Source organism: Chromatiales bacterium (assembly GCA_014323925.1).
Taxonomy (GTDB): domain Bacteria; phylum Pseudomonadota; class Gammaproteobacteria; order Poriferisulfidales; family Oxydemutatoraceae; genus SP5GCR1.
The window spans coordinates 197,873-217,353 of sequence record JACONC010000002.1 but is presented as its reverse complement, the minus strand read 5'-3'; the positions used below and the strand labels follow the sequence as shown (position 1 = coordinate 217,353).

The window sequence follows — 19,481 nt, the reverse complement described above, 5'->3', positions numbered from 1 at the left end:
CGCCGCCGTCAAGGTCGTCTTGCCGTGATCTACATGACCTATAGTCCCCACATTTACATGCGGCTTCGTTCTTTCAAATTTTTCTTTAGACATAATATTTCCTATATTAAAAGTTGATGGAGCCCATAACCGGGATTGAACCGGTGACCCCTTCCTTACCAAGGAAGTGCTCTACCACTGAGCTATATGGGCGAGCAAAAAAGGGCCGCAAAAAGGCCAGAGCGGGCGAGCGGGATCGAACCGCCATCATCAGCTTGGAAGGCTGAGGTTCTACCATTGAACTACGCCCGCCGTTCATAAATATTGATCCCACACTACTGTTCATTTACTAATTTCGCTCCCACTAAACTAGCTAGCTATAACTTGGAGGGGGTAGGATTTGAACCTACGAAGGCATAGCCAGCAGATTTACAGTCTGCCCCCGTTGACCACTTGGGTACCCCTCCACAATCTTATTGGATTGCGGATGATTCAGAACTCGGAGAACATAGAAGTATAACATATTTTTATAAAGCTAGGGGTTTTTAAGTAAATTTTTTAACTGCAAACAGTAGCCTAATGCCCAGCCATACTATAGCAGTAGCCCTACATTGATGGAATTCTGCGCAAAATAGACCACCTGAACCACCTCGATACTCAGTCTGTGGCGTACTACTGCCGCAGGCACGCCCTGATGTCAAACACCACTTTGTCCGACTACAACTATCTGCCTCCAATTTATGCGCTATTTGCCGCAGAGTATCGCAGTTATTCACAATGGTTACACCGCACGCAACAGCGCAAACAGCATTCTCACTTGTGCTAGAATATTATTTCCTTATATAGTAAATGTGCAAACTATAGTTTGCTACCAGCTATTGACGAAATCTAAGATTAGGGGATTTTAACTATGGATAACAACACAGCTATTAAAGTTGCAATTACTGGTGCAGCCGGCAACATTGGCTACGCACTTGCGTTTAGAATTGCCAGCGGCGCAATGCTCGGCGCCCAACCGATTGCGCTAAACTTAATTGAAGTGAAGCAAGCCGAAAAACAGCTCGACGGTGTGTTAATGGAATTAGATGATTGTGCTTTCCCTCTGTTGACCAACTGTCTTAGCACTAGCAATATTGAAGAGGGTATGGCCGATGTTGATGTTGCGATATTGGTCGGCGCAAAACCCAGAAGCGCAGGAATGGAGCGTAAAGATTTATTAAAAGATAACGGTGAGATTTTCAAACATCAAGGACAAGTATTAAATGCAGTAGCCTCTAAAGATGTCAAAGTACTGGTCGTAGGCAACCCGGCGAATACCAATGCACTCATCGCATCACATCATGCACCTAATCTAGCTGCTACACAATTTAGTTGTATGACGCGCTTGGATCACAACCGAGCACTGACGATGATTGCTAAAAAACACAACAAAGCGGTCGGACAAATCAAAAAAATGACTATCTGGGGCAATCACTCGGCAACCCAATTTCCCGATCCTCTACACTGCGAGATAGACGACACACGCATAGAATTAGACGAAGATTGGATGCACCAAGAGTTTATTCCAGCAGTACAGCAACGTGGTGCAAAAGTAATAGAAGCGCGCGGTGCTTCGTCAGCTGGCTCTGCGGCAAACGCAATAGTTAATCATATACACGATTGGCTACTAGGGACGCCGGCCGGCGATTGGGTTAGCATGGGAGTCGTCGCCGACGGTAGCTACGGCATAACACCTGGCATTGTCTACTCCTTTCCGGTCACTACGAATAACGGACAATGGCATATAGTGCAAGACTTACCATTGAATGACTACGAGCGCAAAATGATGGTAGCCACTGAGAAAGAATTATGCGAGGAACGCGCTGCCGTGCAGCACCTATTGACATAGTAGTGCTGAAATTACGCTTTGATAAGAAGTTTTTTGCGTATTCGCATAACCGACAATAAGTGTTGACAAGTTGCATTTGCTCTGCTGATGAACACGCAACATTGCATAACTTAACACTCGCCACCACTACCACTTAAACATTGGGCGCGTGATAGAGCAACATTGAGGCGATTGCGACTGTATAAGAATGCGATGTTCCTTTAGAACGGTTAATATCAGCATCAGACAAACCGGTTATCTAAGAGATTGTCGATAGTGGAAAGTCTTTTTTCAACATTTGTTTAGCCATTGCAAGACGCGCCTCTGTTTTGCCTTTAGCTATACCTTCAGCTTCGCCTTCCTCTCGCAGTCCTCGTTCGTGTAAATACTGTGCCATCTCCGATAGCTCACGGGATAAGGCTTCTTGCTCTAACCTCTCATCTTCCGACAGTCTATTCAAGTGTTCTAGTGCCATCTTAAGTTCCTCGTCTTTTGATAAATAATGGTATGCCGCTTCCGTCATCGCTTCGGAATGACTCAAAAGATAGCACCATTTTTTACTCTTTTAGACGGTTAATATCAGCGTCAGACAAACCAGTTAGCTCGGAGATTGTTGATAGAGGAAAGTTTTTTTTCAGCATTTGTTTAGCAATTGCAAGACGCGCCTCTGTTTTGCCTTCAGCTCTGCCTTTAGCTATACCTTCAGCTTCGCTTTCCTCTCGCAGTCCTCGTTCGTGTAAATACTATGACATCTCCGATGGCTCACGGGATAAGGCTTCTTGCTTTAACCTCTCATCTTCCGACAATCTATTCAAATGTTCTAGTGCCATCTTAAGTTCCTCGTCTTCTGACAAATAATGGTATTCCGCTTCCGTTATCGCTTCGGAATGATTCAAAAAATAGCACCATTTCTCTCTTAAATCAGTCAATTGCCTATAATCGCTTGGCAGTTTATTTAACTCGGCGGTCACAATCTTAAGACCTTTAATAGGTGGAAGATGAGGGTGCTTTTCCAAGCGTAGAGAAAAAGAATTAATACTACCTTTAAATTCTTTTCCGAACATCGAGTCGGTCGTGAATGTCAAAGAATAGGTCGGTGTGACTGGGTCGCGATCCTTCCCTTTCTTAAAGCCCTGCATATAGAGTCTAGACCAGTGACATAAGATCCTTTCCTTCAGGTATTTGCCGGAGGCCACTTGCATCTGAACATTGATATTCTCACCACTACTGAGCATGACTCGTAAATCCAATACGGCCTCCTTTTCATCCGATTTATCAGGCAGCATTGCTTGTGGTTCGCAGTCCAGAGCATCAGTCGGCTTGGATGAAGATGTTTGGTTATCTTGACTGCCAGTTTCAGGGTTTAGAATGATGATATCGGAGATGTCATCGGGGATAGGCAGAAAGCGCTTAAGCAATGACATCAAGACCTGCTTGTTCGTTGAGAAGAACATCTTAAATGTAATTTCTTGGGTTAATTTTAACCCCATAGTTTTTTTGGGCGTTTTTTTTGTCATGAGATATTTCTCCTTATAGGTTGAGTGATTTTTAGCAACAATATTGTTGATAACAACATATAAGTTAATCGGTTTTTAGGTTGGCGATGTAGCTTTTCCGACAAACGGTCGGAATTAACCGATAGATGGTATTAATACTTTGATTTGACCAAAAATACAGATTTTTATTGAATTTTACAAAGATCTAAATTAGAATAATTTATTTTATTATTATAATTCAACTATATTGAGGATATTAAAATGAAATTATTATATACATTAAGCAGGGTTAATAAGCCCTTCTTCGGAAGCTTATTATTCCTAGCTTTTATCTACTCTTCCTTCGCTATTGCGGAGGAACATTCAGCGCATAGTTTGAGTGCCAATGTGACGCTCACATCGGAGTACTTGTATCGCGGCGTTACTCAAACCAATGAGGATCCAGCACTACAAGGCGGTTTTGATTATGCGCACGAATCGGGCTTTTACCTAGGTATCTGGGCATCAAGTCTGGAATTCAATGGCGAAACCTCCGATACTCCATCACTTGAAATTGATGTGTACGGTGGCATCAGTGGTGAGTTTAACAATGGCATCGGCTGGGATATCGGTGCTTTGTACTATATTTATCCTGACCAAAATGAGGATGTCGAAGGCGACTACGACTTTTTAGAGTTTTACGGTGGCTTAAGCTATGAATGGGATCACGAATACTCCCCGTCGGCAAATATAGGTCTTGCCTATTCAACCGACTATTACGGCGAAGATGGTGACTCATATTACATTCACGGTGGATTCGGCATGAGCCTAATGGGCATGATAGACCCCTATGTTAATGTCGGTTATCTGGATGTAGACGGCGATAAATCAACGCCCGGCTATGATTACTCTCATTACGCAATTGGCGCATCTAAAACCTTTGATATACTGACATTTGATCTGTCGTGGAACGATTCCATCGATTCTGATGACTGTGCAGATAATTCAGTTTGCGATGCGGTCGTCTTTTCGGTATCCAGTAGCTTTTAGTAAATAAAAATACTAAAAAGTTCCGGTATAGAAATGTTCTACCGAATCACAGAGGCATACCCACACACTAGCCAACCGTGTCGGGCAACCCTCTACCCTTCGCGTATCGATGTATCTAGCATAACGCATGCCGACTGCGCTTGTTGCAGTATACGGCATATTAGTTTCTGCTAAACGCGTCCCTACGCGGCCGTAGGGGCAGCCATATCAGGTCGCTCCTACGGCTTTAACCCCTAAAGCCCTTTAGATATATAACTAGACTATTCCCACCAATAGCCGAATATTTGATTGCCCAAAGTCTCGTCTAGATTATTGCCCAAATCACTCAAGCCCTCGAGATTGAACTCAAAACCTATATGAGTTTCATAATCTAAATCACCATCTATCAAACGACCGCTCTCGTTGTCTACATCTACCAAACGACGCTGCACATTAAAACCAACCGACCAGCAACAGCTTCTATAACGAACACCCAAGAAAGTTGATAAACTATTGTCGGCATCAAAATCATGTAGCAAGCCGGCCAACATCGTCCAGTTATCATTCAACGGCATACCTAGATTGACACCAGCTTGTTCATAGCCGCGGTTGGAATCGAACTCGTCGGGTAGCTGGTCACCGAAGGCATCAGCTTGCGAGCGATAGTATAGATTTACCCGACGATTACCACTGCCTTTAAGCGACAGCCTAGTAGTAAATTTTAAGGTTTGATCCTGCTTAGAGTCCCAAACCCACGATGATAGAAACTTTACTTTATTATTCAGATCCAACCCAAGTTCTCCGATTAACGGAGATTGCGGCCGATTTTCATCGCGCCGCTCATTCAAACGTACCCGCTGCTCCCTCAAATAATAAATACGGCCGATGCTTGCGCGTAACGCCTCTTTACCACTGCTACGATGTAATAAACGACTGTTCAAAGCCACTGTCAGCTGGTCGGCATCACCAATTCTATCAATGCCGTTAAAACGGTTCTCAGAAAACAAACTGGCAAAATTAAACTCGTTTGCAGTCGTATCAAATAACGGTATATCGTCCTGCTGCCGTCGTGGCACATTCAAGTAAAACAAAGTAGGCTCTAGGGTGTGCTTGAATCGGTCGCCTTCGCCAGGTGTTTTTTCAAATATCAAGCCCGAATGTAGGCTATAGACCGGTTGCGTGCGATTGATGTTGTCTTGCCGATAGAGCTTATAGTGCGTGTGGTTGATGGTTGCTGCGGATGTGAAAAAAAACCAAGGTCGGCGATATTGCCAATCCATTCTGAGACTATTATGAAAACGATTGCCAACTGGAATATAATCACGGTTGCCATCGCTATCTTGTATATAACTATATTTATGCACGAATTGTGCCGCTTGAGATTGAAACACGAAATTCATACCCAAGGGACCATCGTCGAATATCCGCGTCGCTTTCAATCCCGGTCTGAGCTGATATTGGTAAGGTTCTTGCAACCAATTCGCATCAGCGTCGGCTCTTTGTAAAGACTCGCTTTGAAAATTAAAGTGCCAACCTCGCCAAAACAAATCGCTCTCCACATAACTACGCAAATACGATTGATTCAACAAAGTTATATTGCTAGCTAGATCTTCTATATAATCAGTATCGGAGACCCTTTGCACTTTAACATCTAAACGAAATATATCATCACCCCTAGCGCGATGCTCAAAAAAATAGAAGTAGCGATGGTCGTCGTAATCAGTATCATCTAGCCATGAAAAACCTAATCTACCGTACTCACGAGCATATAAATAGCGCGCATCTACATCAACTCCTGCACCGCGCTGACTATAGACTTTGGGCGTAATCGTCATATCTTTATTCGGCGCTATATTAAAATACCAAGGACTCCCGGCTTCAACGCCGGCATTGCTGTTATAACTCAAGCGCGGCGGCAACAAACCACTTTTACGCCGGTTCTCAGATAGGCTCAAACGGTAGCGCGGCAAATACAAAAACGGAACCTCACCCAAGTGCAACCATGCTCTTTTGATAACGCCGGTCTGTTTATCTCTATCCAAAGTCAGCTCATCGGCAGAGATAAACCAGGGCGGTGTTTGGATATTGCAACTCGTATAACGCACATTACCGCGCGCAACGAGTTTATCGTTATCGGCATCAACTGCAACCCTATCGGCGAGTATCCGATTGTTATCTTTCTGTAATTGTACCCGTCCTTGCAAAACTGATGTTTGATTAGGATTGATTTCTATTCGGTCTGCCGAGAGGCGAAGTTGCTCAGCGGTAGCAGCGGATGGCATACCCACCGGCACACATTGCTCAGCTTCGGCAAATAATACCGAACTCAGTAGCAACAAATTCGATGCCGCAATGCTCAAATAACCATATCTAAACATAATTAAATAGGCCAAGGCATTCGGTAGAAGATGTCAATACTCCGACATCCTCGGCTATACACGGTAAATATGTTGGACACATGGCAAATAATAAGCTCCCTTAACACAGCAAACAATATTTAGAAATTTTCTTAAAATTATTAGATAATAAATATATTTAAGTGATATATGGTAACGGCAAAATGAAAAAGACTCAAAAATTTATGATACTGGCAGCATTGTGCATAACCGCACTCCTCGCCACCATATTAATGCAAACTCGCCCTCAAGCTATCGCTTCAAAAGAGGATAAAACTTTAACCAGTGTTGAAACCGTCGTTGCTGAAGAGCGTAGCATCATACCCAACTATACATTGACCGGACGATTGCAACCTATCAAGACCAGCGATCTGGAGTTTGAAGTGGAAGGGCAAATCATCGCTCGCTATGTCGAACCCGGAACTTATGTGCGGCAAGGGCAAGTGTTGCTAGCAATAGACAAAGACGATTATTACGATGCCTACATACAGGCGCAAGCTCGGCGCGACAATGTCTCCGCACAACTGAAATACGACAAAGAACTACTGAAACTGACGATGGAAAATGTTGCCTTGCAACGACGCGAAGTGGCTCGTGTCGAGAGCTTATCATCCAAACAACATGTCTCGCCGTCGGTGGTGGAGTCGGAAAAGAAGCAGCTGGTTAACTTTCGCTCTGAACAAGTCAGACTAGAGTACTCTATCAGAAAAGCGGAAATAGACTTGGTGTTAAACAACAGCTTACTCAATAATGCACAGCGCGACTTACAACGCACCAGCTTGAGTGCGCCTTTTAGCGGCACGGTCAACGAAATTATGGTTGAAATAGGAGACTATGTCAGCAGATCTAAAAAGGTGGCAACCCTAGTTGACCTATCGCTCTACGACTTGATATTAAATGTGAGCAACTCCGAAGTCAGCACACTAGAATTGAATAGCACGGTGCCAGTGACAATAGGCAACAAAAACTACCAAGGCACGCTCGTTGCTCTACAAGAAGACCCCGACTACGAAACCAACACCCACAAAGTGAAAATTAGGTTGTCAGGCAACGATCTGCAAGCTGGAGCCACTGCGCAAGCAACACTTAAAGGCAAGCGTCATGAAAGAGCCATTAGTATTCCGGTGACTGCAGTGCAGTATATAGATGGACAACCTTTTTTATTCGTCGTCAGCGATAACAATATCTTAGAAAATAGAGAAGTATTGCTGGGCATGCGGCTAAGCGATGAGATAGTCGTAGAGCAAGGAATCACAGTAGGCGAACTCGTCGTTGCGCGCGACATTGAAAAGCTAAATTTCAATCAAGAGGTAATACCAACCCCACTAAACCCTCCGAACTCGCTAAACTAATAGCACACGGCGTATTATTTGCCGTAAGCACGCTTTTAGTCGCTGGTCTCTAGCTCAATATGTCCAACGATGGCATCACCGAAACCCGAAGTGGTAACCAGTTTAGCTCCCGGCATCAACCGCTGTAACTCAGCACCAACATCGCCCAACTTAGGGCCGCCAGCAGTAATACCGCCGCGCACTCTCGCCAAATCATAGGTCACAGTCTTATTGGCAATAGCCTCTGCCACACCATGGATGACCAAATCGGCAGCCTCGTGCCATCCTATATGTCGTAACATCATCTCAGCGGAAAGAATAATAGAACCCGGGTTAACACGATTCTTGCCGGCGTATTTAGGTGCGCTGCCGTGAGTGGCTTCAAACACCGCAACCTTATCGGACATATTAGCCCCAGGCGCAATCCCAATGCCCCCCACCTGTGCTGCCAAAGCATCGGATATATAATCGCCATTCAAGTTGAGAGTGGCTATCACATCATACTCGTTCGGCTTCAAAAGTATTTGCTGTAGAAAATTATCGGCAATGATGTCTTTGATAACAATGGTCTCACTCGGATACTTAGGGTTTTCTATCGTGCACCACGGACCATCGCCTATCGGTTGTGCACCAAACTCGGCAGCTGCAAGCTCATAACCCCAGTTGCGAAATGCACCTTCGGTATATTTCATAATATTGCCTTTGTGCACCAACGACACCGACGAACGACGATTTTCTATTGCATAGCGTATCGCCTTTCTAATCAATCGCTGCGAACCTTCTTTAGAAACTGGTTTGACGCCTAAACCACAATGGTTGGGAAAACGTATTTCCGTCACTCCCATCTCGTCGGCGAGAAAATCTAAAACTTTTTGGACTTCCGGCGTGTCGGCCGACCATTCTATGCCGGCATAAATATCTTCGGTATTCTCACGAAACACAACCATATCAGTGGTCTCGGAGTCTTTCAGTGGCGTAGGCGTACCAGGAAAATAACGGATTGGTCTGACACACGCAAATAGATCCATTTGTTGACGAATTGCGACATTCAAAGAACGTATACCACCCCCCACCGGCGTCGTCAAAGGTCCCTTGATAGCAATATTATATTGGTCTATAGCCTCGTAAGTCTGTTGCGGCAACCACTGGTCTTGCCCGTAAAGTTCAACGGCCTTTTCACCGGCATAAACTTCCATCCATTCGATATGACGCTTGCCGTCATAAGCACACTGCACTGCAGTATTTACCACTTTACACATCACTGGGGTTACATCAACACCTATACCATCCCCTTCTATAAAAGGGATAATCGGGCAATCGGGCACCATCACATCACCGTTGGCAGATACTTTTATCGCCTCGCCCTGCTTTGGAACCTTGATTAAATTGCTTGGTGCCATAACTTCAGATGTCCTCTCGCAATTATGCGCTGGACTAAAACTGCTCTTCTTCGGTGGAACCAGTGAGTGCAGTAACTGAAGAGGCACCGCCTTGTATAACGGTGGTCACATCGTCAAAATAACCCGTGCCTACCTCAGCTTGGTGACTAGAGAAAGTATAGCCGCGGTCGAGTGCCGCAAACTCTTTCTGTTGCACCATATCAACATAAGCGGTCATCCCGTTCTTGACATAGTTATCGGCTAAATCAAACATGTGGTACCACATATTGTGTATACCGGCAAGCGTGATGAATTGATACTTATAACCCATCGCGCCAAGCTCCCGTTGGAACTTGGCAATCTTCGCTTCGTCCAAATTCTTACGCCAGTTAAACGACGGTGAACAATTATAAGCGAGCATCTGCTCAGGAAATTGATCGTGAATCGCATCGGCAAACTTCTGTGCTTCGTCCAAATCCGGCACCGCAGTTTCGCACCACAGTAAATCAGCATACGGTGCGTAAGCAAGCCCTCTTGCTATCGCTTGATCTAATCCTGCCCTAGTTTGATAAAAGCCCTCAACAGTGCGCTCTCCGGTGATAAAAGGCTGATCATAAGGATCCACATCCGATGTCAAAAGATTAGCCGCATTGGCATCAGTACGCGCCAACAACAATGTAGAAACACCGCACACATCGGATGCTAGCCTAGCAGCGATTAACTTTTGCACCGCTTCACTCGTCGGCACCAACACCTTGCCACCCATGTGACCGCATTTCTTTGCGGAAGCCAGCTGATCCTCAAAATGCACACCCGATGCCCCGGCCTCTATCATCGCCCGCATCAATTCAAAGGCATTGAGCACGCCACCAAAACCCGCTTCGGCATCAGCAACAATCGGTGCAAAAAAGTCTACATCACCCTTTTCCTTCTGCCATTGTATTTGATCAGCACGCTGAAACGCATTGTTGATACGCGCAACCACCGCCGGCACTGAGTTAGCCGGATAAAGCGATTGGTCAGGATACATCGCACACGCTAAATTGGCATCCGCTGCAACCTGCCATCCAGAGAGATAAATCGCCTTTACGCCGGCTTTGACCTGCTGCACTGCCTGTCCGCCGGTTAATGCGCCCAAACAATTAATATACGGCTCATCGTGCAATAGCTTCCACAACTTTTCGGAACCCAAGCGCGCATAGGCATAAGCCCTATGCACCGAACCGCTTAAACGCACTACATCTTCAGCACTGTATGTGCGCGTGACATTCTTCCAGCGCGGGTTGTTATCCCAATCGTTTTGTATATCGGCTATCATCTTTTCTCTTTTCACTCTTTTCCTCCGTTCAAAATCCGTTTTAGTATAAAGTATCTAGCTTGATAAACAGCTTCATAAAATCTGCCTAATGTTAGGGTTGTAAAAATTTTCATATCCCCTGAAGTCCATAGCTCTGGCAGGCATACATACTGCAAAGACGAGAAAAGTCTACAAATCAATATGCGACTCAGTCGACCAACCTAAAAGCTAATAACCTCACATATAATAACAGCATCCGTCTGTATCTCCAATTTTTTTATACGATGCAACCATAAGCTCGCACCGCCACACCCAACAATCTCCCTATCGCCTCCTACTATGAAATGTCATAGTAATAACGACAAGGTTTGCGCTACCAACGACTCAAGCACTCACTCTGTCACCAATAAATACCGCCTAAACGGATGAACGCAACGCTATGAAATATAGAACGAACTGTACTTCGGACACATCCCGCAGCGATAATATCAATTATTATTCCCCATGCTATAATCGGATTTTTAACCTTCAACACCGCTATTGCTTCAAACCGTGATGAAAATAAAAGCCGTCTCTATACTACTCATCATAGCCCTAACCGCCGCCTGCCATCCATTAAAAAACACATACAAACCTGAGCGCACAACACGCTCAGGTATCTGTTACACCCAATATATAGAAGGCAAACCAATCACTGAGAATTGCGAACAAGCAGTGCGCTACGGACAGTAACAGTAAACAAATGTGCTGAGAAACTACTCACACCCTAACACACTGGAAATTTGGGGAGAGTAATCAAAACATATACTGTTAAACTTTCAAACTGAACTACTCGCCAAGGTTATTTAATCTATTTAATCTATGGATTTGCTCCTAGCGTAAAGGATGCATTGTCTTATAAGGGCTATAACAATAGTATTTAGGTCTGCTGTCCAATCTGACATGGAGCCACGCTACGCCACCACCGGCAGTATTGAGCCAAAGCGGCGCACTGCTGATATGGAGCCCGACCAACTTAGCTACCTGCTGCCATAGAGCGTGCTGCTGATAATCGGGAGCGTGTCTGGTAAATACCGCTAGGTGGCTGTAGGTGCTGATGGTAGCCTTAGGGCACGGTACCACCATCCAAGCATCACCGCCTAAATTGGAAAATGTGACGATACTCTCCTGCGAGTGCGCGTTGTCAAAATAATCAGAGAATGCGCTAGCGTCGGCAGTTATCGCTAACTCTGGGCTATCTACGAGTACACATTCAAAGGGTTGATATAAAGTTTCTGTAGTCAACGGTGGTGTCTCCCAACGGTAGGCAATATAGTCTATGCTCGCTAACGATCTGATATAAAAAGATCTAAATACTTCGCTATCCTTCCATAAGGATAGAACCGTCTGATAGTTCAGTACAACACCACCATCGCACAATTGTAGCTTTAGTACGCCATGATCTATTCGGTTTATTTGCGCTTCATATCCACGCATCAATCTACGAGGATGGTGTTGGTTATCAATGTAGTTAACTCGGACAATGCCGAGGAGGCTATATTATCCTTATATACTTGCACTATAGGCACCTCCACCAGTGCATTTAACTCGCGATAATTATCAAGGTCGCAGCCATAAGTCTGTTGATTCAGACGATTGAGTACCACCGCAATAACTTTTAGACGGCGGGCAGCAAGTGCTTCTAAAGTCAACAATGCATGATTGATGCTACCCAATTGATCGGACGATACGACGATCACTGAAAATCCTAATGCTTCTATCAGATCTATATTAAGCCCGTCGGTAGCGATAGGAGAAAGCAAACCGCCGGCACCTTCAACCATCGTTAATTGCGCATCGCTACGACTACACGCAACGAGTTGCTCTATATAAAGGGTCTCCCCTGCCAACAGCGCTGCGCGTGCTGGCGAAGTCGCCGCTTTATAACGATAGCAACAAACTTGCAACGAACTATTGGATGGCGATGCAGATGCTGCCGCCAAACTATCAGCGTCTGCAGCGATTAACCCATCCTTGCCTGCAACACAACCGCTTTCGACCGGCTTGCGCACTGCAACTTCTACACCACTGGCTTCCAAGGACTCAATCAAGCGACAAGCTATTATCGTTTTACCTACGCCGGTGTCGGTGCCAGTAATAAATACCCCTGCGCCCATACCGTCACTCTAAAAAATAACTACACATAGAATTGCCTTCAGACCAATAGACTTTCAATTCGTTGGTATTTTTCGGTAGTTTTAGCAATAACATCAGTGGGCAGTTCGGGAGGCGGTGTGGCAGTATCCCAACCTACTTGTATTAAATAGTTGCGGATATATTGTTTATCAAAACTAAGCGGTTCGCTGCCGGGTTGATAGCTTTGCAGATCCCAAAACCGCGAAGAGTCGGGCGTTAACATTTCGTCTATCAATAATAGATTTCCGTCAGCGTCGGTAGCGAATTCAAACTTAGTATCAGCGACGATAATGCCGCGTGCATAAGCATAGTCGCTACAAAACTTATAAAGTGCGAGTGCCTTGTCACGTACCTCACAGGCTATTTCCACACCTAACATATCAACCATTTGCTCAAAAGTGATGAGTTCATCGTGCGCACCTATTTCTGCTTTAGTGGTCGGTGTGAAGACGGCTTCGGGCAGACGCTCACAGAGCTTTAATTTTGATGGCAAAGTGATACCGCATAGTTTTCCGTGCTTTAAGTATTCGTTCCACGCAGAACCATATATATAGCCGCGCACGATCGCTTCTACGGGTAGCGGCTGTGCTTTTTGAACAACCATACTCCGTATAGCCAGTTGTGGATGATGGCGCAACTCAGGCACTTTCTCGTCAACCGCAACAGCGATTATATGATTAGGCATAATCGTAGCACTATTAGCAAACCAGAACTTACTCAGCGCAGACAATACCCGACCTTTATCGGGTATTGGTGTAGGAAACACAACATCAAAAGCCGACAGCCGGTCGCTGGCAATCATCAACAGATGTCGGTCGTCTAAATCATAAATATCTCTAACTTTGCCTTTGCATAGCAACGGTACCGATTCCAGATGCGTATCGTATATTGCATCCACTGCGGTAATCTACTGTTAGCCTTGGTCGTGCATATCGCATATAGACCGAGTGCCATCGGGCATGTTATCGGGGCAACGACCACACATCTCATTGCCGGGCACCGCATAATCCATTTTTTTGGGCTTCGGAAACTCTAAAGAATCCATCAATGCGACAAACTGCTCGCGGGTGGTTCCGGTTTTAAGGCGCGGGTTGCGCAGTTTCTCTTGGCCGACGGTACTGAGGCGGCGATTCTCATAATCGTGTGCCGGATAGACTAAAGTATCGTCTGATAAGCTGAAGAACTTATCATGGATACTGTCGTACAGCGTTCCCGAATCACCCGATTGAAAATCGGTACGCCCGCAACCTTCTATCAAAAGTGCATCGCCGCTGAACACCATTTTATGCGTACCATTGTCTATCAAATAGGCATAATGCGTGTCAGTATGGCCGGGGGTGAACAACGGATGTAGCACTATATTACCGACTTTCAATGCCGTGCCTTCTTGCACACCAATGTCGCGGCACGGCAGCTGGTCGACTTCAGCACCAGCCAATTTGCAGTTGGTCAACGATTTAAGCTTTAACCCACCGGTGATATGGTCTGCGTGTATGTGCGTCTCTATCGCATAATTCAAATTCAAGCCTAGCTCTCTAATCACTTCTAAATCGCGTTCAAAAGTTTCGATCACTGGGTCTATGAGTGCCACAGTTGCGGTCTCTCGACACGCAAGCAGATAAGTATAAGTACTGGATTGCGGCTCAAAAAGTTGTCTGAATATCATTGCACTACTCCTAACATTGTGGTCAAATGAATCTCCTAGTATATAATACTAAATAGCAATGGAAACTGAAGAAATTAAAAAGCTAATCTTAACCGGCATAGCCGATGCACAAGTACGCGTCACCGGCGGCGACAGCAAATACCACGCCGAAGTGATTAGTACAACTTTTAATAATTTGACTCAAGTACAGCGCCATCAAGCAGTTTACACGACCGTGCAGGAACATATACAAAACGGTCGGCTACATGCATTGAGCATAGCCGCCCTAACACCTGAAGAAGCCCAAAGCCGATAAGCTATTCGGCTTTTACCGCTCTGCGGTCTATGTGATAAGCCGACAAGCCTTGTTGCTTAGAGAAATACTCCGACAACAATTTCATATCCGTTTCATTAAGCGTGGCAATTATTCCTAGCATTATCGCATTATTGCGTCGACCTTCTTTATAATCAAGCAAAGACTGGTATAGATAGTCTCTGTATTGTCCCGCCAATCGTGGATTTTGAGGTAATTGGCTATTACCGTCCATGCTATGACAACCTGCGCAAATCGCAAGTTTAGATTGTAATTCGCCGCTAGCCTGCACTGTCGGTGCTGTCGATACTACCTTTTGATCGCCGGCGAGATAAGCCGCTATATCCTGCATATCAGTTGCATTTAAGGTGGACGCGTTGGCACGCATAGTTGGATGACTACGCTCGCCGGATTGATAAGCCTTTAATGCTGCGACGATATAGTCAGCGTGTTGACCAGATAGTTTAGGTACACGGTAACTTGGATAAACATTGGTATAACTAGGAATACCGTGACAACCCAAACAAGCTTGCGCCTTGAGACGGCCTTGTTCAACGTCGCCAGCAACCACCGAAGAGCACAATATAAATAGGCAGATAAACTGTATACTATATTTCATATGAATTTTCTAAACAATTATATAAAGTGGTTTAATGACAAATGGATATATGCAAGTGCGTATAATGCCAAAATATACATCAAATGTCCATAGTTTTATGCGCTATCGTAAAAGAGAACTCAAGGAAAGAGATAAGTTAGCGTTTAGCAAATTGAAACATCAGCTTACGCTTATTTTTAATCGATGGCGCAACTTCTGAAACAATCCCTCAAAAGGATTTGCATCTTGCGATTATCCGCGATAGGAGATGTCGCACAAGCCTTCGTCGCCGTCAACGAACTCAAACTGTCGCAACCGCATCTAGACATCACTTGGATTATAGGAAAAACAGAATACCAACTGTTAGCTCACAACAAAGATATAGATTTCATAATCTTTGATAAAGACCAAGTGGTTCATTCATATAGACGCATAGCCCGCCTATTGCGACACAGAAAATTCGACGCGTTGCTTTTAATGCAATATTCGCTGCGTGCGGGATTGCTGAGCCTACTGGTGAAAGCACCGCTGCGCATAGGATATCCGCGCCTGTTTTCTCGTGAGTTCCATCGCTTATTTATTAATCGGCACATAGAGATGCCTGAACGCATACATGTATTGGACATTTATTATGCTTTTGCTAAAGAGGTGGGGTTGAAAGAACATATAAATGCTATCCCCACATATTATGCATCGGAAGATGCGCAGTTTGCGCAACGCCATCTACCTAAAGACAAAAGAACTCTTTTGATTAGTCCGTGTTCCAGCCATCATTTTAAGAACTGGCTACCGCAAAATTATGCAGAGGTCGCACAAATTGCTATGCAAAAATACGATATGCATGTCGTGTTGGTGGGAGGCAATAGTCGTGGCGAACAAATATACGAACAACAAATACTAAAACATCTACACACACCGTGTGTCAGCTTGATAGGGAAAACCAATCTCCGACAACTAGCAGCACTCGTCGCACACAGCCATTTGGTTATTGCCCCCGATTCGGCAATCGTGCATATCGCCTCTGCAATACAAACGCCAGTAATAGGTCTTTACGCGGCAACCAACGCCGAGCGCAGTGGACCTTATCGCTACCTAGACCAGTGTATCAATCTTTACTCCGAAGCGCTAAAGAAATACTATCGCAAAACCGTAGACGATGTGCGCTGGGGTAAACACATAAAAAAGCACGCTGCTATGGAACTGATTAGCACGCGCTCAGTCATCGAGCAACTAGATAGAATAATGTAGCGGCAACTCGATGTGCCACTAAACTGTGAGGCAATCCTGTGCGATTATAAAACGGTCGGGTTGGGTTGGCCGCGATAGACTTCGTCGGGGTCAAACGCTTTGTTTTTTTCGATAAACCGTAATTTCGGTTTTTGGGGTATATCGGCACCTATAGGTATTTCCCTATAAAAGCACGAGCGATAACCGACATGACAGCTTGCATCACCGACGACCTCTACGCGCATCCACAGTGCGTCTTGGTCATCATCAATCAGCAATTGTTTGACTTTTTGAATAAGCCCGCTAACATCGCCTTTGTGCCATAGACATTCACGACTGCGACTCCAATAATACGCTTCACCGTGTTTAATCGTCTTTAGCAACGCTTCTTTATTCATGTATCCGTGCATCAGTATCTTACCGCTTTTGTAGTCGCTGGTGACGACTGGTAGTAAGCCATCGGCATTAAATTTCGGCGACAGATCAGTACCCTCTTCAACCTGTTCTACGCTTTTGCGCTCAGTAAATATGTAGTCTTGTGCATCAGTCATAATTTTTCTCCGTGTTCCTCTATTATCAGCAACCCTAAAGTGCTTTATTTTAGCACGGAGAGCAACATTGATGCGCGGTTGGTATGTGGCACTATACAATATAGAGGTTTAGAGAAGATGCATATACAAGCACTCCTAATTGGGATAACCCAAAACCTAAAGAGGTTATCGGCTACTTTAGATTTTTATTTTAACTGGATAAGATTTTGGTTCACATCAACATTTTTCATCCCGGTATTGCTTCAGAGGATAAAGCCTACTTTTTCAACAGCCCCACATTTCTACCTTGGGTTGACAACAACGTTCTGAAAGTGAGAGACGATGATAGGTTGGGATTATAGCATTGAATTAGGCGGTATCAGGTCAGTCGCATTGTGCGACTTTGAATAAGGTTTGGAAAGGGGCGAAATGTCCGCCCACTAAGTCAGGTTAGTTTCGACGGGTAGCTACTGAAATACCAGGGATTATCTATATGGTAGGTTGCTTGGGTCCTTCCCTGAATTCGATAACCTTAAGGATTTTATAATGGTAGCTATGTCTTCCGCTTAGCGTGAGTTCTTGTCTTATCTCTAATTCCACTTTGTATTCATCACCTATGCGTGTGCCTCCTCTATTCATCGTTTGCTGTGCAATATCAGTTTCGCTAATATCCACAGACACACGGGCATCTCCGTATGAAAACTTCCATATTTTCGCATCCTTTGTGTAAACAGGTCCATAAACTATAAGCCCTGTAATAATCGTTTTGGTTTTTTCTGTTTCATGCGGATTGCTATATTCTAAAATATTCCTTGCATCCTCAGCTGTGATTTTTACACTAGAGCCTCTTTGAGATTCAAACTCAAGATTATCATAGTCTCCTGAGGCAACCGGCTCTGCAATGCGTTGCATGTTTTGTATTGCTTTCGGTTCTTTCATTAATTCATCCGTGGGCAACGCTAGATATATGGTATTATTATTCCCTTTGACCCTGAGCTCTATTAACTTTTGATTGTTTCTTGTGGTTTCCTCTTTATGGGTTATCTCTCTATTCCCAATGTAAGCGGCTACCTGGAATAGACCCCATATGTCCTTGGGTGACCCTCTTAACATTCCTAACCATTTAAATATTTCCTTAGCTGTTGCTATATCGTTAGGACCTAAAAGTGTTTTCACGTGGGCATAGACAGATAAGCAATAAAGACACAAATCAAGTTCAAAACACTTCTGATCAGTGTTAGCACTAACCATAGCTTTGGTTGATATGCCCTCGCCATTGGCCCGCGTGTTTGCCATTCCGCACAAGGTGCCCAGTGCTATTAGCGAGGAACCAAGGTCGGCTACATCAATATAATGGCTCTGCACTGCAGGCCCGTTGTAACGAATGCGGACGTGCTCTTTATTTAGTTCCATCATTATTAAAGTATACTGAACCAGCAATTACGCTGGTTTTGCCTAGTATATATGATTTTCTTGGTTTTATTCCCTAATTTTCAGTACAACCAAATGTGAGACTAATCCGGCTTATTTTCAAGTTGTTTGGCTTGCTCGCCTAATTGTTTGGGTATTTCATATTGATCGCTGAAGAAATGATCCAAAAAAAGCAGGCTGATTTTAGCAATTTCCTTTTGTTTATTTCTATCTATTGGCTGTCCATTCTCATCGTACAGACGGTTATCAGGGTGTGCGCCATGATTGCCATACTTTCTTATGATATTGAACATTTTTCTAAGTTGATCAGAAATGTTAGCTATGTCTATTCTTTTTCCTAAGCCACTTTTGAGGTTTTCACTTCCTTTAAGTAATTGTTGTTCAATAGTTCTGCGAGACATTATCATGCTGGCTTTCCAAAACCCGCTGTTGTAGCAATCTATAGCCTCCTGAAAATCATTTTGTGTTTCTTTATTTGGGATGACTTTTAGATCTACTTTGGGGCTAAAGCTCCTTTCTCTTGGAAAGTGGTGATAGTATTCATAACCTCCGCGAGACTTAGTCCTCGACCACCTGACTATAATGATCCCATTACAATGTGTGCATATATATGCCTCATGAATTAATTCTCCATTAGGTAAGTATTTGCCTATTTCGACCGTCTCATTGCCAATATTAAGCATCCCGTCTTTTGAGACTGGAAGCAAAGCATAACGCTCATTCACTGTTTTCATAAAGCTATTTAAAATGATGTACGCCCACGCCTGGAATTGGCATTTGCTCATGCAATGTGGACATTCTAATTTGAT

The 19,481-nt window shown here is 44.4% G+C and carries 22 protein-coding genes and 3 tRNA genes; 6 read left to right on the top strand and 19 right to left on the bottom strand.

What is annotated here, in order from left to right; translation table 11 throughout:
* The 5 genes from GDA45_01945 to GDA45_01925 form a co-directional block, all read right to left on the bottom strand.
* Positions 1 to 93: elongation factor Tu (locus tag GDA45_01945; protein MBC6413683.1), on the bottom strand; the 93-nt coding region annotated here is incomplete at its 3' end.
* Positions 94 to 117: 24 nt separating this feature from the next.
* Positions 118 to 192: transfer RNA gene (locus tag GDA45_01940), tRNA-Thr, on the bottom strand.
* Positions 193 to 220: 28 nt separating this feature from the next.
* Positions 221 to 291 (bottom strand) — tRNA-Gly (locus tag GDA45_01935).
* A gap of 73 nt (positions 292 to 364) precedes the next feature.
* Positions 365 to 446: transfer RNA gene (locus tag GDA45_01930), tRNA-Tyr, on the bottom strand.
* A 78-nt stretch (positions 447 to 524) separates the two neighbouring features.
* Entirely contained in the window at positions 525 to 755 is a 231-nt protein-coding gene (locus GDA45_01925; protein ID MBC6413682.1) for a hypothetical protein, read from the bottom strand.
* A 134-nt stretch (positions 756 to 889) separates the two neighbouring features.
* Between GDA45_01925 and GDA45_01920 the strand changes: the two genes are divergently transcribed.
* Entirely contained in the window at positions 890 to 1,867 is a 978-nt protein-coding gene (locus GDA45_01920; GenBank protein MBC6413681.1) for a malate dehydrogenase, read from the top strand.
* A 238-nt stretch (positions 1,868 to 2,105) separates the two neighbouring features.
* Here GDA45_01920 and GDA45_01915 read toward each other — a convergent pair whose 3' ends face one another.
* The 3 genes from GDA45_01915 to GDA45_01905 all read right to left on the bottom strand — a co-directional run bounded on the left by GDA45_01915 (position 2,106) and on the right by GDA45_01905 (position 3,363).
* Positions 2,106 to 2,387 carry a hypothetical protein gene (locus tag GDA45_01915; protein ID MBC6413680.1) on the bottom strand — a complete coding sequence of 94 codons (282 nt, stop codon included), beginning with the start codon at positions 2,385 to 2,387 and terminating at the stop codon, positions 2,106 to 2,108.
* A gap of 16 nt (positions 2,388 to 2,403) precedes the next feature.
* A complete protein-coding gene (locus GDA45_01910; GenBank protein ID MBC6413679.1) occupies positions 2,404 to 2,487 on the bottom strand; it encodes a hypothetical protein in 84 nt (27 codons plus the stop codon).
* A gap of 102 nt (positions 2,488 to 2,589) precedes the next feature.
* A complete protein-coding gene (locus GDA45_01905; GenBank protein MBC6413678.1) occupies positions 2,590 to 3,363 on the bottom strand; it encodes a PD-(D/E)XK nuclease family transposase in 774 nt (257 codons plus the stop codon).
* Between the two features lie 240 nt (positions 3,364 to 3,603).
* On the opposite strand from GDA45_01905, the gene GDA45_01900 reads away from it, so the two are divergent.
* Entirely contained in the window at positions 3,604 to 4,371 is a 768-nt protein-coding gene (locus tag GDA45_01900) for a hypothetical protein (GenBank protein MBC6413677.1), read from the top strand.
* Between the two features lie 260 nt (positions 4,372 to 4,631).
* On the opposite strand, the gene GDA45_01895 is transcribed toward GDA45_01900, so the two are convergent.
* Positions 4,632 to 6,728 (bottom strand): LPS-assembly protein LptD, encoded by a 2,097-nt coding sequence (locus GDA45_01895; protein MBC6413676.1) that lies wholly within the window; start codon positions 6,726 to 6,728, stop codon positions 4,632 to 4,634.
* A 182-nt stretch (positions 6,729 to 6,910) separates the two neighbouring features.
* Here GDA45_01895 and GDA45_01890 point away from each other — a divergent pair, with 182 nt between their 5' ends.
* Positions 6,911 to 8,098, top strand: a complete 1,188-nt coding sequence (locus GDA45_01890; protein ID MBC6413675.1) for an efflux RND transporter periplasmic adaptor subunit — start codon at positions 6,911 to 6,913, stop codon at positions 8,096 to 8,098.
* 35 nt (positions 8,099 to 8,133) lie between these two features.
* On the opposite strand, the gene icd is transcribed toward GDA45_01890, so the two are convergent.
* Together icd and aceA are read right to left on the bottom strand one after the other, a co-directional pair.
* Complete coding sequence (gene icd / locus GDA45_01885) at positions 8,134 to 9,477, bottom strand: NADP-dependent isocitrate dehydrogenase (GenBank protein MBC6413674.1); 1,344 nt, start codon at positions 9,475 to 9,477, stop codon at positions 8,134 to 8,136.
* Positions 9,478 to 9,511: 34 nt separating this feature from the next.
* Entirely contained in the window at positions 9,512 to 10,774 is a 1,263-nt protein-coding gene (aceA, locus tag GDA45_01880) for an isocitrate lyase (protein MBC6413673.1), read from the bottom strand.
* Positions 10,775 to 11,305: 531 nt separating this feature from the next.
* On the opposite strand from aceA, the gene GDA45_01875 reads away from it, so the two are divergent.
* On the top strand, positions 11,306 to 11,485 hold the full coding sequence (locus tag GDA45_01875) for a hypothetical protein (protein MBC6413672.1): 180 nt from the start codon (positions 11,306 to 11,308) through the stop codon (positions 11,483 to 11,485).
* 141 nt (positions 11,486 to 11,626) lie between these two features.
* Here the strand turns inward: GDA45_01875 and GDA45_01870 are convergent, their stop codons facing one another.
* Genes GDA45_01870 through GDA45_01855 form a run of 4 tightly spaced genes read right to left on the bottom strand, consistent with a single transcriptional unit; the run spans position 11,627 to position 14,594 of the window.
* A complete protein-coding gene (locus GDA45_01870; GenBank protein ID MBC6413671.1) occupies positions 11,627 to 12,229 on the bottom strand; it encodes a hypothetical protein in 603 nt (200 codons plus the stop codon).
* Positions 12,229 to 12,909 carry a dethiobiotin synthase gene (bioD, locus tag GDA45_01865; protein ID MBC6413670.1) on the bottom strand — a complete coding sequence of 227 codons (681 nt, stop codon included), beginning with the start codon at positions 12,907 to 12,909 and terminating at the stop codon, positions 12,229 to 12,231. Before bioD ends, GDA45_01870 begins: the two co-directional genes overlap by 1 nt.
* A 38-nt stretch (positions 12,910 to 12,947) precedes the next feature.
* Positions 12,948 to 13,826: a phosphoribosylaminoimidazolesuccinocarboxamide synthase gene (locus tag GDA45_01860; protein MBC6413669.1), complete on the bottom strand. Its 879-nt coding sequence runs from the start codon at positions 13,824 to 13,826 to the stop codon at positions 12,948 to 12,950.
* A 15-nt stretch (positions 13,827 to 13,841) separates the two neighbouring features.
* Positions 13,842 to 14,594: an MBL fold metallo-hydrolase gene (locus GDA45_01855; GenBank protein ID MBC6413668.1), complete on the bottom strand. Its 753-nt coding sequence runs from the start codon at positions 14,592 to 14,594 to the stop codon at positions 13,842 to 13,844.
* Between the two features lie 58 nt (positions 14,595 to 14,652).
* Between GDA45_01855 and GDA45_01850 the strand changes: the two genes are divergently transcribed.
* Positions 14,653 to 14,889, top strand: coding sequence for a BolA/IbaG family iron-sulfur metabolism protein (locus GDA45_01850; GenBank protein MBC6413667.1), 237 nt, complete (start codon positions 14,653 to 14,655; stop codon positions 14,887 to 14,889).
* Between the two features lies 1 nt (position 14,890).
* Here the strand turns inward: GDA45_01850 and GDA45_01845 are convergent, their stop codons facing one another.
* Positions 14,891 to 15,457, bottom strand: a complete 567-nt coding sequence (locus tag GDA45_01845) for a cytochrome c4 (protein MBC6413666.1) — start codon at positions 15,455 to 15,457, stop codon at positions 14,891 to 14,893.
* 273 nt (positions 15,458 to 15,730) lie between these two features.
* Here GDA45_01845 and GDA45_01840 point away from each other — a divergent pair, with 273 nt between their 5' ends.
* Positions 15,731 to 16,732, top strand: a complete 1,002-nt coding sequence (locus GDA45_01840) for a glycosyltransferase family 9 protein (protein MBC6413665.1) — start codon at positions 15,731 to 15,733, stop codon at positions 16,730 to 16,732.
* A gap of 44 nt (positions 16,733 to 16,776) precedes the next feature.
* Here the strand turns inward: GDA45_01840 and hisI are convergent, their stop codons facing one another.
* The 3 genes from hisI to GDA45_01825 all read right to left on the bottom strand — a co-directional run bounded on the left by hisI (position 16,777) and on the right by GDA45_01825 (position 19,406).
* A complete protein-coding gene (gene hisI, locus GDA45_01835; GenBank protein MBC6413664.1) occupies positions 16,777 to 17,262 on the bottom strand; it encodes a phosphoribosyl-AMP cyclohydrolase in 486 nt (161 codons plus the stop codon).
* A 468-nt stretch (positions 17,263 to 17,730) separates the two neighbouring features.
* Entirely contained in the window at positions 17,731 to 18,657 is a 927-nt protein-coding gene (locus tag GDA45_01830; protein ID MBC6413663.1) for a hypothetical protein, read from the bottom strand.
* Positions 18,658 to 18,755: 98 nt separating this feature from the next.
* Positions 18,756 to 19,406: a DUF4145 domain-containing protein gene (locus tag GDA45_01825; GenBank protein ID MBC6413662.1), complete on the bottom strand. Its 651-nt coding sequence runs from the start codon at positions 19,404 to 19,406 to the stop codon at positions 18,756 to 18,758.
* Between the last annotated feature and the right edge of the window lie 75 nt (positions 19,407 to 19,481).